Genomic DNA, 14,286 nt, shown 5'->3' with positions numbered 1-14,286 from the left:
TTGGATCCCGTATCTATCTTCGGGCTGATACTGGCCTTGTTCGCGTTGCTGCTGGCGCTTGGCGTTCCTATTTTCGCGTCGCTCGGCGTATCCAGCATGCTGGGCATGTTCTTGCATGGAGGCACAGACGGGCTTAACGTCATACCATCGATTCTTCATCGCGGCCTGGCAAGCTATTCACTTATTTGTATTCCGCTTTTCATTCTTATGGGCGAGGTAATGGCGCGCACCAGCATCGGCGGACGTCTCTATACGCTATTTTATTTATGGATGAATCGATTGCCGGGGAGTCTTGCCGTAGCTAGCGTTGGCAGCTCCGCCGTCTTTGGCGCGATGAGCGGCGTCAGCGTCGCAGGAGCCGCTACCATAGGCCGCGTAGCGATTCCTGAAATGTTGAAACGCAACTACGATGCTGGACTGGCTGGCGGCTCTGTCGCTGCTGCCGGATCCCTTGCTCTTCTAATCCCCCCAAGCATCGGCTTTGTTCTCTATGGGGAGATGGCAGATCAATCGATTGGAAAGCTATTCACAGCTGCTATTTTGCCTGGATTATTATTGACCGGGCTGATGATGCTGTACCTGTCAGTGTTGATTAAACTGCGCCCGGGAATGGCGCCAAAGGAATCCGCGCAAATAGACTGGTCGCAGCGCCTTCGGGCGTTGAAAGAAGTCTGGGTTCCCATTCTGTTGATACTCCTGGTGCTGGGTACCATTTATTTCGGCATCGCAACGCCCACAGAAGCATCGGGTCTAGGTGCCATGGGAGCTTTTCTTGTAGCGCTGTTCTATAGAGAACTCAACGTAGCAACGACGATAGATATTTTTCGAGCCACTATCGTCACGAGCGGAATGATATTGCTTATTCTGATCTCTGCCTTATTGTTCGGCTACATCATGACACGGCTCATGATTCCGCAAATGTTGATCAGTTGGGTCTCTGACCTGACTCAACCGGCGTGGATCGTGCTGTTACTGGTATTGATCTTCCTGTTGGTCATCGGGATGTTCCTGGATATCGTGTCCGTCATCCTCATTACCACGCCTATCCTGCTTCCCGTTATCGTGGCGTTGGGATTCAGCCCGATATGGTTCGGAGTCGTCCTGATCATAACGTGTGAAATGGCGGTCATTACCCCACCTGTGGGCTTGAATCTTTACGTTATCAAGGGGATTGCGCCGCAGCTTTCTTTGAACGATATCATCCGGGGAGCTTTGCCGTTCGTGCTTGTCGAGGCACTGGCGATTCTTATTCTGTCATTGTTTCCTCAAATAGCGCTCTGGCTCCCGGGGCTTATGTAGATGAAAGAAAATTTAAGCACCAAACTGCTTCGTTCCAAGCTGGTAGACGGGCAACTGGTCCCCGGAGGGGAAATTGCGTTGCATATGGACCAGGCTTTGCTTCAAGACGTGCTAGGAACCCTCGTCATGCTCGAGCTTGAGGCAATGGGAATAGATCGGGTCAAAACCCAGCCTACGGTCCAGTATATTGACCATTCTCTGGTTCAGCAAGACCACTTGAATGCTGATTCGCATCTGTTCCTTCAAAGCGCCTGCGAGCGTTTTGGTATCTGGTACAGCGGTCCGGGTAACGGGATCAGCCATCCCGTGCATATGGAGCGCTTCGGCATTCCAGGTCAGTCTTTGATTGGTTGCGATAGCCATACCACTGCCGCGGGCTCCATGGGTATGTTGGCTATTGGTGCGGGAGGAATAGAGGTCGCGCTGGCCATGGCGGGCGAGCCTCTCTATATTTCGATGCCGCGTATTTTAGGCGTCAGGCTTGAAGGATCCTTGCCTGATTGGGTGTCAGCCAAGGACATTGCTCTTGAGATGCTTCGCCGATACGGAGTGAGTGGTGGGAAAGATACGATAGTTGAATATTACGGGCCAGGGCTCTCTTGCCTTTCCGCTATGGACCGGCATGTAATGGCCAATATGGGTACCGAATTGGGAGCCACGACGACGGTATTCCCGAGCGATGATGCAACGCTTCGCTTTTTACGTTCACGTGGCCGTGAACGGGATTGGCGGCCTTTGCAGAGGGATGAGGGTTGCCCATATGACATGCACGATATTATCGACCTGGATAAACTGGAGCCGCTTATCGCTCTGCCGTCCAGCCCGGACCGTGTTGTTCCGGTAAAAGATGTCGTAGGACAGCCTATTTATCAAGCTTACATCGGATCCTCAGGTAATCCGGGCTACCGGGATTTCGCGGTGGTGGCCGCCATAATGAAAAACAGCAGCATAGCCCCCGGCGTGTCGCTGGATATAAATCCATCATCCCGGCAAGTACTTCAATTGCTGGCGGAAACAAAAGAGCTTGGTCAGCTCATTCAAGCTGGAGCGCGCTTACACCAAGCCGGATGCAACGGTTGCATAGGAATGGGCCAAGCGCCAGCGGCTGGTCGCAATAGCCTACGCACGGTTCCGCGCAACTTTCCCGGCCGCTCCGGTACGCGCGAAGATTGTGTGTTCCTGTGCAGCCCCGAAACGGCGGCGGCGTCGGCGCTGCACGGCGCCATAACTGACCCACGCAGCCTGGACGTACCGTACCCGCGCATTGAAGATCCGATGCGCATTAGTAGTAACGAGTCGGTGTTCATTTCGCCGCTACCGATTGCGGAGGCTCGCAAGAAGTCGTTGAAAAAAACGGAAAACACGCCATCTCTTCCGCGCATCGATCCACTGCCGGATAGCCTTGCGATTCCAGTGCTGCTTATTGTTGGAGACAATATTTCCACTGACGATATCATTCCCGCTGGCGGAAGAGTATTACCTTACTGGAGCAACGTGTACGAAACGGCGAAGTTCGCCTTCGAGCCCATCGATCCAACGTATTATGAGCGTGCATCGAGTCATGTCCGTACCGGCGGGCATGTAATTATCGGCGGAAAAAATTACGGCCAAGGTTCCAGCCGCGAGAATGCGGCGCTCGTCCCGGCCTTATTGGGTTTGCGAGTCGTTGTAGCACAAGAATTTGCCCGCATTCATTGGCAGAACCTGATCAGCTTTGGCATACTGCCCCTGGTATTCGATAACCCTTTGGACTATGCAACATTCGAACAAGATACCTTGTTTACTATCAACGACTTACATGAGCAATTGGCCGCTGGCGAAGAGGTGCATGCTCGCACAAGTAGTGCGAACCAGCCGATCATTAAACTACGGCATGCTTTATCGACCCGTCAGTTGACAATATTGAAGGCCGGCGGCGTAATTAACCAGCGTCGACCGGCTGAAAACGAATAATCCTCTTGAACTTACGTCAGCTTCGCTATTTTGTCGTCTTGGCCGAGGAGCTCAATTTCACTCGGGCGGCTGATCGCTTGAATATCTCTCAGCCGCCACTGAGTCAGCAAATTGCCCAGTTGGAAGCAGAGCTTGGGGTGAAGTTGTTTGAACGCTCCAGCAGACGCGTGGAACTCACGGAACCTGGACGCGTCTTTTTGATCGACACTCGCACCACCCTTGATCGAATAAAACGCGCCACCATTCGCGTGCGCGCCTTGGAGCAAGGATTGGCTGGCCGTATTGAGGTCGGTTTGTCGAGCTCGCATTTTCTTGGTCCGCTGCCTCGCCTCATTTTCAAGTATTCCCGTACGCATCCGAGCGTTCAGGTAACGCTTAATGAAATGCGTCCGGTCGATCAGGTCGAGGCGCTTCTCGAGCGTCGGATTGATGTCAGCATATCGAGGGCTGCAATAGATGACAGACTTTTGTGCAGTCTGCCATTGTGGCACGATCCGGCTGTTGTGGCGCTTCCACTTGGGCATCGGCTGGCGAGCCGTCAGGAGCTGCGAATCGCCGAACTGAGTAAAGAACGGTTTGTCCTGCTACGTCGTGACGGCTCACCTTTTGCGAAACGCATTTTCGAGCGCTGTGCCGAAGCGGGATTCATACCTGATATCGCACAAACAGTTGAAGAAGTGCCAGCACAACTGTATTTGGTTGCTGCAGGCCTCGGCATCGCCATCGTGCCACAATCGACCCGTGCTCGAATCCCGGCGATCGTTTCATGCAAGCTCACCGACACCATCGTGGAGGCAGACGTCTATGGAGTGATGCGCCGGGACAATGAAAAGAAGGCGTTAGGCGCATTCTTGAAAGAGGCGCAACAGTTGGTCGGGGATGAGTAGGTACTTGAACACAAAACGCCGACCTTCTCGGATCGGCGCAAGTGTTAATGAGTCGGCCCTGAATAATTCTCCAAGCTATATTAATGTGGGCTTCAGGATAATTTTGGTAGATTCCAAGCCGCTTGTGCCACAGTCGGTCGCCGGCCTGCTGTACTCGGAGCACTCGTTCGACCTGTACTGGCCACGGCGCTGGCCTGGGCAGTGAGCTTGAAGGTGGCGACTACCCCGGCCAGGCTGGAGGCCTGTTCCTGAAGGCTGGCTGATGCCGCCGCCGCTTCTTCCACCAGGGCCGCATTTTGCTGGGTAACCTGGTCCATCTGTCCCACGGCTTTGTTGACTTCGTCGATACCCACGCTCTGTTCATGGCTGGCGGAAGTGATTTCGGCCATGATGTCGGTCACCCGCTTGATGCTGGCGACTGTCTCGGTCATCGTTGCACCCGCTTGCGCAGCCAGCGTGTTGCCTGCCTCGGTTGTCGAAACAGACGCGTCGATCAAGCCCTTGATTTCCTTGGCGGCCGATGCACTACGCTGTGCCAGTGATCGCACTTCGGACGCCACGACGGCAAATCCTCTTCCTTGCTCGCCTGCCCTTGCCGCCTCCACCGCCGCGTTGAGCGCAAGGATGTTGGTCTGAAAGGCAATGCTGTCGATCACACCGATGATTTCGGCCACCTTCCTGGACGAGCTTGTGATGGCGCCCATGGTCTGTACAACCTGAGCCACCACGTCGCCGCCCTTTACCGCGACCTGTGCGGCCGTTTCCGCCAACGTACAGGCTTGCTGCGCATTGTCGGCATTCTGCTTTACTGTGGTGGTGAGTTGCTCCATGGTCGCCGCCGTCTCGGCCAACGAACTGGCTTGTTCTTCGGTGCGCGAGGAAAGGTCCAGGTTGCCCGCAGCGATTTGGCTCGATGCCGTAGCAATGGAGTTGGCACCACTGCGAACGTCGAGCACCACGCTGGTGAGACTGTCATTCATCTGTTTCAGCGCATGCAACAGCTTGCTGGTCTCGTCCTTGCCTTGAATTACGACCGAGCTCGTAAGGTCGCGCGAGGACACGGTCTGGGCCAGCCGCAGCGCGCGTTGCAACGGGTTCGTGATGGACCGGGTGATAAGCAGCGCGAGCGCAAGGCCGGCCAATACTGCCAGGATGGCGACGCCTATGAGCAGGTTTCGCCCGAATTCATTATTGGAGTCGAGCCGCGCGGCATCGCTGTTGATCAGCTCCTGCTGATAGGCGAGCAATTTATCGACGCTTTCCAAGTAGGCTCCCTGCAAACCAGGCATGTCCCGATCGAAGAATTGCATCGCGGCCTGAAGGTTGCCCTTGGCTTTTTGCTCGAGCGCGACAGCGCGCGCGTCGCGGTATTGGGCGCGTTTCTGCAAGATTACCTTGAACAGCTCGATACCGCCGGCGTCCGTGACATTGGAGCGTATCGCCTCCTGCAATGTGTTCACAACGGCGCTTGTCTTGGCCATATCTTCTTCGAAGTACCGCGCCACTGCGGGGTCGGTGGTCTTGGCAGCAGCCATGGTACGAACGCCGTTCAGGGCAATCGCCTTATTCCACTCGGAAATAGCGCGCTCATTTTTCAGACGCACATCAATGATGTTGTCGGTCATCGCTTGGGATGCCTGCATGCGCCATACCCCTATACCGGAAACGATGGTGACAAGCAGGAGCATGAAGGCGAAAGCGGCAGTCAGTCGAGTGCCGATATTGAAATTGTTCATCCGGAGTTCCGTTGGAGATGTCCTTGCTATGATTAGCTAGGGTTTCTACGGATGTTTACGGCTGGAGGAGAGAAAAGATCAGGTGAGTTACGGCCTACCTGGATATTTAATATGTAAAGTTTAGTAAACCTTACATGCCGACCTTCGAAATATGCATGACCAGCACGCTAGGTCATTAGCCACCCGCCGGCAACATCCAGGGTCTGGCCGGTAACAAATCGAGCCTGGTCAGAGGCAAAAAACACGCAGGCGTCGGCCACTTCTTCGGGCGTACCCAGGCGCTTAAGTGCCGTAACCTGTGCGACGGCGTCGTTGGTTTCTTGTGGCACCATCTTCAATAGCGGCGTGCTGATGCGTCCCGGCGCCAGGGCATTGACCGTCACGTTATATTCGCCCAGTTCACCCGCCCAGTGGCGCGTTGCGCCGATCAATGCCGCTTTGGTAGCCGCATAATGCGCCGCGACGATATCGCAGTATGCTTTACCGGCGACTGACGACATGTTGATGATGCGACCTTCGCGCTTTTTGATCATGTCTGGAGTTGCCAGGCGGGTCATGTAGAACATGCTGCTCAGGTTGACTGAAACGACGGTGTCCCATTCTTCAGGGGGCATCTCCCATACTTTCAGTGCGCGGCCGTCCCGCTTTGGTGAAATCCCCACATTGTTGACCAAAATATCGACCTCGCCGAGCTGGGCCTTGATGGCAGTGAACGCGGCTTCGCATTCGGCGAAGCTGGATACATTGGCGTTTACATACGTCACCTGGTGACCGGCTGCACTCAATTCCTTGTCGAAGCGCTTGCCCGCTTCGGCATTGACGTCGACCAGACCCACTCGGGCACCCTCGGCAAGCAGCGCCCCTACGATCGCCGAACCGATGCCGCCCAGGGCGCCGGTTACCAGCGCGACTTTATTATTGAATCTCATCACGCGTCCTTGATCTGTAGTGCAATTTTGCCGATATGCCGGCTGCTTTCCATAAGGTCGTGCGCTTTTGATGCCTCGTGCAGGGGAAAGACGGCATGGACGATGGGCGTACACCGGCCTTGCTCCATCAGCGGAACAACGTGCTCGCACAACGCTTGCGCTATTTGTTCCTTGTCTTCGTCGCTACGTGGACGCAGTGTCGAACCGGTGAAGGTCAGACGCTTGGTCATGATGGGCAGGGCATCAACGTGGCTTTTGCTTCCTTCAAGAAAAGCGATCTGCACCAGCCGTCCATTAAGCGCCAGGGTATGGATGTTCTTGTTGATATACTCACCGCCGACCATATCCAGAATGACATCCATGCCGTAGCCCTTAGTGGCCTTCAGGATGACATCCTGGAAGTCCTGCTCCTTGTACAGAATGGTATGCGCGGCACCGGCCTTTTTGCAGGCGTCGGCCTTTTCCTGATTGCCGACGGTGGTCCAGACTTCGGCGCCGAATTCGCGGGCAAGCTGGATGGCTGTCAGGCCTATGCCGCTGGAACCGCCATGAGCCAGGAACTTTTCACCGTGGTGTAATTTGCCGCGCTCGAACACATTGGTCCAGACCGTAAAGTAATTTTCGGGAATGCACGCCGCACTGAGCATGTCCATCCCTTTCGGTATGGGCAGGCAGTGGCGTTCGTCCGCGATGCAATACTCGGCGTAGCCGCCCCCCGGCGTCAGGGCGCAGACTGCGTCACCTACCTTGCGGTCTTGCACGTCGGGACCGATCACCGCGATCATGCCGGAAACTTCCAGCCCCAAGTAGGACGAAGCCCCCGGCGGGGGCGGATAGAGGCCAGACCGTTGCAGGACGTCGGGCCGATTTACGCCCGCATAATGCACCTCGATAAGGACCTGCCGGCCCGTAGGCTGTGGTCGGTCGCGGACGCCAATTTGCATGCAGGCGGATGCGCCGCCCTTGCCATGATCGATGAACTTGAATGTAGAAGCCATATATTGATTCTCGTTGACGGATTAGTGACCCAGGTATGCTTTCTTGATATGCGCGTTGCCCAACAGTTCTTCGCCGGTGCCGCTTATGACAATGGCGCCATTCTCGAGTACATAGCCCCGATCGGCCAGCCGCAGGGTTCGGTAGACGTTTTGCTCTACCAGCAGGACGGTGACGCCATGGTTGGTAATGTCGCGCACAATATCGAACATCTGCTGCACAAGTATCGGTGACAGGCCCAGTGAAGGTTCATCGAACATCAGCAGCTTGGGGTCGGCCATCATGCCGCGCGCAATAGCCACCATTTGCTGCTCGCCGCCGGACAAGGAACCCGCAAGCTGATTGAGACGCTCTTTGACGCGGGGAAATATCTGAAGTACTTCGTCCATTTTTTGCCGAACGATTGGACGGGCGGTCCGCTTGAACGACCCCATGATCAGATTGTCCCGTACCGTGAAGTTCGGGAACAGCTGGCGACCTTCGGGAATCATGCTGATGCCGGTTTCGACCATGTCGTACGTAGAACTGCCGGTCATGTCACGGCCTTCGAATTCAATTTTGCCCGACATGGTGGGTATGACGCCGCATAGCGTCTTCAGCGTGGTGGTCTTGCCTGCACCATTGGCACCGATGAGCGTAACAATTTCGCCCTTGTTGACTTCGAAATCAATGCCGTCGAGGACTTGCGTTTTTCCATACCCCGAATGTAAGTTTGAAACTTTAAGCATCGGCGTACTCCTTACCCAGATAGGCTTCGATAACGGCCGGGTTCTCGACCACTTCTTTCGGCGGCCCGCTGACCAGGACCTTTCCTTCGTTGATGACAATAATACGGTCGGACAACGCCATGGTTGCTTGCATCATGTGCTCGATCAGCAATATGGACACACCAGAATCACGGATGCGGCGCAACATCTTCACCGCTTTCTCCAGATCGGCAGGATTCAGGCCCGCCATCACTTCGTCAAGCAGCAGGATTTTTGGACGAATCGCCAGTGCGCGCGCGATCTCCAGGCGCTTCATGCCGCCCACCGTCAAGTTTCGCGCTTCTGTTTGCAGATAGGCGGTAAGGTCAGTCTGGGATGCAACCTGGACGGCGATTTGTTCGGACTCATCGCGATCAGACGTATTGATGAAGGCGCCAAGCATGATGTTTTCGAGTACGGTCAGGCCCGTAAAAGGCTTAGCCGTCTGGAATGTACGGCCCATTCCCTTGTGAGCAAACTCGTCGGGGGTCTTGCAATGGGTCCAGTTGCCATCCCGGTCAACCAGCGAGACGGTACCTTTGTCGGGTGCAAGAAAGCCCGACATCTGGTTGAATACCGTGGTTTTGCCGGCACCATTCGGTCCAATAATGGCGAGTATCTCATTTTGGTAGAGCTCGAAAGAGACATTGTTGGTAGCTTGTAAACCACCGAAGCTCTTGTACAGTCCTTCTGCCTTCAGGACCGGTTTGCTGGCGTCCAGAACATGGCCGCTATCCATGTCGTGCTGGTACTCGGGTTTGGTCCGACGGGTGCCCAGATAGGGCAGCCGAGCCAGGAGTTTTTCGATCTTGGGCCCGAATGCACCGGCTAGGCCATGGGGAATAGTCAGTACGACGACCACCAGAATAATGCCGTAGACCAGGCCGTGCATGCCGTTGCCGACGCTGCTTAACCATCCGCGAGCGAGCTCTGCAATAGGCAAGACCAGGAATGCACCGGCAATAGGACCGGAAATCGTGCCCAGGCCACCGATCAATGCAAACATGGCGATCTGGATCGATAGTTCAAGCGAGAATGCGGAGGCAGGATCGACGAAAGTCAGGTAAGTGATGTGGAAGGTGCCGATCAGGCTGGTAAGCATGGCGGAAATCACCGCGGCCCGTATCTTCATTTTGGCGGTCGCGATACCGACAGCCCTTGCCGCATCCTCGCGTTCGCGAATGGCGATCAAATAGTGGCCCATGCGGGATTTGCGGACATACCATGAAGCCCAGACCACCATGACGAAAAGGAAGAACGCGATATAAACGTAGTTGATCTTCTCGCGGAAAACGATCCAGGTCCAGCCGATGTTCAGTGGCAGGCTGATGCCACTGGAACCGCCCGTCCAGCTTTCTTCATGAATGACCAGCAAGCGCACGACCTCGAGGATGGCAATAGTCGCCAGCGCAAAGAACGGGCCTTTCAGGCGCAGGGTCGGGTAACTGATGATCACGGCGACCAGGCCGGAAATGATGGCGCCTGCGAACATGCCGATCCACGGCGTAATGCCGAAGTTCTGGGTGAGAAGCGTGGCGGTGTAGCCGCCTATCCCATAGAAGACGGCGTGGCCGAGAGACAGCTGCCCCGCGTAGCCGCCCACGATGTTCCAGGCGACCGAAAGGGCCGAGAATACAAACAGCAAAACAAACAGATTGGTCCAGAAGGAACTGCCCATGATCACAGGAATCAGGAGCATGACGGCCAGCAGGATCAGGCTGACATAGGCCTTAGGGCTACGGAAATCAGGAAACAAGGCGCACTCCTTCTATTCTGTGCCAAAGCCAAACAAGCCGTTCGGGCGCACAACGAGTATCAACAGGAAAATTCCGAAATAAACGACTTCTTTCAAGTCGGGCGCGATGTAGTATCCGGCCAGTGTGTCCACTACACCGATGATCATGGAGCCGGCGACCGCGCCATAAAGGCTGCCCATGCCGCCGAGCACCACGATGACAAATGCGGTCAGGACAAAGTAAGTACCTACTGTCGGGAAGACTGGATACTGGGGCGCAAGCAAGCCGGCCGCAATGCCTACAAACGCTGTTCCCAGTCCGAACGCGACGATATACACGTTCTTGACATTAACGCCCATCAGCATCGCTGCGTAACGATGCTGGGCGACAGCGCGCAGCGCGCGGCCGAGATAGGTGTGATGCATGAACAAATGCAAGAGGACGGCCAGGCAGATTGCAACGACAAAGGTGATGATTTGGCCCGTGACCATGGTGTAGCCGCCTACCGTAATCGCATTGGTGCCGGTTTCGACTGAAGCGCGAAACACATTCGCGCCGAAGAGCACCAGGGCAAGGTTCAGCAAAATGGTAGAAAGGCCGACGGTGGCAAAAATCTGTATATGTTCGTCAGAGTCGAGTAAAGGTTGGATAATTACTTTCTGCGTCAGTGCGCCCAGCGCAAACAAAATGACGGCAATGGGAACCAGGCCGATATACGGATGCAAGCCGAAATTGGCGGCGAGCAGGTAGACCATATACATCCCTACCATCAGGAAATCGCCATGCGCGAAATTGACGACCCGCACGACACCGAAAATCAGCGTAAGCCCCAGGCTGATAATGGTGTAAGCGCCCCCCAGCAGCAGGCCGTTGATGAGCAGCTGTACAAAAATATCCATATTGCAACCTCTTGAAGTAGGAAAAAATCAGGCATCCCGATGGATGCCTGATTTTTCCAGCCTGCGGTCGTTATTTCTTGGTGAAGATCGGCTTGCCCAACGCGAGGTTCTTGGGTGCAATCGTTACCAGCTTGCCGTCTTGCCACTGCATCAGGTAGAAAGTAGACGCCTCGTTCTGGCCGTCTTCACCAAAACTGAAAGCCCAGCCATTGGCGGTCGACCCAGCGGGCTTCTTGTAGGCAAGCACCGCTGCACGTATTTTGTCCGCGTCGGTGGATTTGGCATTAGCCATGGCTTCAAGGAACGCTTTCGCGCCCACATAATTGGCCAGGCTATGGCCGGACTGTGGTCCACTGTTGTACGTTGCCTGATAGGCATCCAGGAATTTCTTGAGACCGGGGGCGCCGTCGGGGTTGATCGAAGACTGCGGGAAGTCCAGATCGAAGACGCCATGCATGCCGGGCCCCACGGCCTTGGCCGTGTCAGCCAGTGAATAGCCGCCACCCGCACCAATAATGATGTTGGGGTTGAAACCGGCCGCTTTGGCCTGGCTGAAGAACAAAATAGCATCGTTCTGATAAGCCGTATGCAGCACGACGTTTACGCCTGCGCCCTTCAGCCTGAGTATGAGCGAGGAGAGGTCGACTGTCTTGGCAGAATAGGGCAGCACTTCGGCAACCTTATAGCCCAATTCGCCAGCACGCTGTTTCTCGGTGGCAGCTACGTCTGTTCCATACGGGCCATCTTCGTGGATGATCCCGATAACGATGTTGTCCTTGTCCATGCCCATACCCGGAGCAATGGTTTCGTGCAGCGCATTCACCACCGACACGCCATAAAGGCTGGTATTCGGATTGCTGCGGAACAAGTATTTATATCCCCGTGTCGTGATCTTGTGCGCCGTGGCACCGAGTTCGAAATAAGGAACGCCCGCCAGCTCGGTAACAGGTGTAGCGGCATACGAAATGCCTGATGCATAGCTGCCGAACACGGCGGCCACGTCTTGGGATGTGAGGCGCTTGGTCTCGGACACCGCTTGCGTCGGATCGACCGCATCCGCTTTCAGGACGGTGACTTTTTCGCCATTAAGGCCGCCGGCCTCGTTGAGTTCGTTAACGGCAAGCTCCAGCCCTCGAAAACTTTCCTGACCCAGCAAGGCAAGTGCGCCACTAAACGGATACACCGCTCCAACTTTGACTTCGGCGGTTGCCGCACTGGTTACCAGAACACCGCAAGCGGCGAACGCCATAGCTATTTTTTTCAACTTGAACATGTATTGGCTCCTGCTTTTATAAGGTAGGAATCGGGGATACGTCCATTGTCTTCGGGAGGGAAAATATATGATATATGTTCTTCTAGCTGAAACCGCCTCCCCGATCATTCTAGTTAGCACTGCTGGGTAGCGAATCGGGGATTTCCCTAGCGATCGGTAAATGGCTTGGAAGCGCAGGACCTTTTTTGAATCGCTGACTTGGATGACTGGTTTAACGTCTGTTCTTTTTCACGTTCGGCGAGCCAGTCGATCATGATCTTGCCGCCCCAGGCGAGATCGGCCTGAATGGCCTTGGTCGCCGCGTCGGGGTCACGTGCCTTGAGCGCATCAAGTACGGCTTCGTGCCGGTGTTGGCCGCCGGAGTAGTCCAGTCCGGATGTCTTGACGTGGAATACCTTGAGGATAGGTCCGGTAATGACCCAGAACGATTCCACTGTACTGATGAGCATGGGCATCCGGCTGGCCTCCAGAATCGCGAAATGGAATTTCCGATTCAGATAGCTGGCCCGTTTGGGATTTGAAGATGTGAGGCTGATGAACTCTTTCTGAAGAGCGCTGAGGTCGTCGAGCTCTTTGGGGGTGATCTTGCGCGCCGCTTCGGCGGCTCCCATGCCTTCCAGATGAAAACGTATCTGCTGAATTTCAGACAAGCGCTCGGAATCGAGAAACGGCACATAGATGGCAGTGGCCGCCTGAATTTCCAGGCCTTGCTCGCTGATAAGGCGAAAGATTGCTTCACGCACAGGCGTGATGGAAACGCCCATTTCGCTGGCGAGCTCGCCTATGATCAGGCGTTCACCCGGCTCGTATTGCCCATTGATAAGCGCTTCGCGTATTTGCTTGTAAACCTTGACGGAAAGGTTTTCTTTTTTTACAGGCTTTAGGCTGGACATGAGAACTCTACCCAACTGTAGTACGTTTGCAATTCGCGGTGTATATTATATATCATATATTATTGTACCAACGCTGGCGAGCGTGCTGGGTATAGTAATCGGCAGGAATTGTATAAGAACATGAGGAGCCCAGTCATGAAAGAAATCACCGGTGAAACCAAGCTGTTCGGAATCCTGGCCGATCCTATCCATCACGTAAAGACGCCGCAACGCATGAACGAATATTTTGCCCGAGCTGGCTACGACGGGGTGCTCGTGCCATTTCATGCGCGGTCCGACAATTTGGCGCCTGTGCTCAATGGCTTGAAGCGGCTCGAGAATCTGGGTGGCATTATCGTTACGGTTCCGCATAAAACCGCCATTTTGGCTTTATGCGACGACGCCTCCGATTTGACCCGCAAGATCGGAGCGGCCAATGTTGTGCGCCGGGAACCTGACGGGCGGCTTACTGCTCATATGCTGGACGGCGAAGGTTTCGTGCGCGGATTGCGGTCCTGTGGACACGAAGTAAAAGGCAAGACGGCCTATATGGTGGGTGCCGGCGGCGCCGCCAACGCCATAGCGTTCGCCCTGCTTCGGTATGGTGTTAGCTGCCTGACTATTGCCAACCGTACCGTCGCCAAGGCCGAAGACCTAAAAAGCCGTGTTCTGGATCTTTACCCGCAAGCCTGCATCAACATCGGTACGTCCGACCCATCAGGTCACGATATTGTCATCAATGCGACGTCTTTGGGCCTGAAGGAAGGCGATGCCCTGCCTCTGGACGCGTCCAAGCTCCGCACAGGCCAGGTAGTCTGTGAAGTGATCATGCAGCCGGTAGAAACCGCAATGTTGCAGGCCGCCCGTGAACGTGGCTGCGCGGTGCATTACGGGGCACCCATGCTGGCATGCCAGATCGAATTGATGGCGGAATTTCTTGGCGTCACGGCGGCGGGCTGA

At 55.2% G+C, this 14,286-nt stretch carries 12 protein-coding genes; 4 read left to right on the top strand and 8 right to left on the bottom strand.

Annotated features, from left to right (window positions below; all coding sequences use genetic code 11):
- From CR155_RS00635 to CR155_RS00625, 3 genes are read left to right on the top strand one after another with little or no spacing between them, the layout of a single operon-like run.
- A complete protein-coding gene (locus CR155_RS00635; RefSeq protein ID WP_102068078.1) occupies positions 1-1,299 on the top strand; it encodes a TRAP transporter large permease in 1,299 nt (432 codons plus the stop codon).
- Positions 1,300-3,252 (top strand): aconitate hydratase, encoded by a 1,953-nt coding sequence (locus tag CR155_RS00630; RefSeq protein ID WP_102068077.1) that lies wholly within the window; start codon positions 1,300-1,302, stop codon positions 3,250-3,252.
- Between the two features lie 5 nt (positions 3,253-3,257).
- Positions 3,258-4,139: a LysR substrate-binding domain-containing protein gene (locus tag CR155_RS00625; RefSeq protein WP_102068076.1), complete on the top strand. Its 882-nt coding sequence runs from the start codon at positions 3,258-3,260 to the stop codon at positions 4,137-4,139.
- A 92-nt stretch (positions 4,140-4,231) separates the two neighbouring features.
- Here CR155_RS00625 and CR155_RS21260 read toward each other — a convergent pair whose 3' ends face one another.
- From CR155_RS21260 to CR155_RS00585, 8 genes are all read right to left on the bottom strand, one after another.
- Entirely contained in the window at positions 4,232-5,875 is a 1,644-nt protein-coding gene (locus CR155_RS21260) for a methyl-accepting chemotaxis protein (RefSeq protein WP_102068075.1), read from the bottom strand.
- Between the two features lie 167 nt (positions 5,876-6,042).
- Positions 6,043-6,804 carry an SDR family oxidoreductase gene (locus CR155_RS00615; protein WP_102068074.1) on the bottom strand — a complete coding sequence of 254 codons (762 nt, stop codon included), beginning with the start codon at positions 6,802-6,804 and terminating at the stop codon, positions 6,043-6,045.
- Entirely contained in the window at positions 6,804-7,802 is a 999-nt protein-coding gene (locus CR155_RS00610; protein ID WP_102068073.1) for an NAD(P)H-quinone oxidoreductase, read from the bottom strand. Before CR155_RS00610 ends, CR155_RS00615 begins: the two co-directional genes overlap by 1 nt.
- Before the next feature lie 21 nt (positions 7,803-7,823).
- Positions 7,824-8,528, bottom strand: a complete 705-nt coding sequence (locus CR155_RS00605) for an ABC transporter ATP-binding protein (RefSeq protein ID WP_102068072.1) — start codon at positions 8,526-8,528, stop codon at positions 7,824-7,826.
- The gene (locus tag CR155_RS00600; protein ID WP_102068071.1) at positions 8,521-10,302 is read right to left on the bottom strand and encodes a branched-chain amino acid ABC transporter ATP-binding protein/permease; all 1,782 of its coding nucleotides are present in this window, start codon (positions 10,300-10,302) and stop codon (positions 8,521-8,523) included. Before CR155_RS00600 ends, CR155_RS00605 begins: the two co-directional genes overlap by 8 nt.
- A gap of 12 nt (positions 10,303-10,314) precedes the next feature.
- Positions 10,315-11,181, bottom strand: a complete 867-nt coding sequence (locus tag CR155_RS00595) for a branched-chain amino acid ABC transporter permease (RefSeq protein ID WP_102068070.1) — start codon at positions 11,179-11,181, stop codon at positions 10,315-10,317.
- 70 nt (positions 11,182-11,251) lie between these two features.
- Positions 11,252-12,454 (bottom strand): ABC transporter substrate-binding protein, encoded by a 1,203-nt coding sequence (locus CR155_RS00590; RefSeq protein WP_102068069.1) that lies wholly within the window; start codon positions 12,452-12,454, stop codon positions 11,252-11,254.
- 146 nt (positions 12,455-12,600) lie between these two features.
- Positions 12,601-13,347, bottom strand: coding sequence for a GntR family transcriptional regulator (locus CR155_RS00585; RefSeq protein WP_102068068.1), 747 nt, complete (start codon positions 13,345-13,347; stop codon positions 12,601-12,603).
- Positions 13,348-13,482: 135 nt separating this feature from the next.
- Between CR155_RS00585 and CR155_RS00580 the strand changes: the two genes are divergently transcribed.
- Positions 13,483-14,286: a shikimate dehydrogenase family protein gene (locus tag CR155_RS00580; RefSeq protein ID WP_102068067.1), complete on the top strand. Its 804-nt coding sequence runs from the start codon at positions 13,483-13,485 to the stop codon at positions 14,284-14,286.

The sequence above is a fragment of the Pollutimonas nitritireducens genome, from assembly GCF_002849615.1.
GTDB classification, from domain to species: domain Bacteria; phylum Pseudomonadota; class Gammaproteobacteria; order Burkholderiales; family Burkholderiaceae_B; genus Pollutimonas; species Pollutimonas nitritireducens.
Note: the sequence above shows the minus strand (reverse complement) of the source record. Positions and strands in the feature narration are given on the sequence as shown.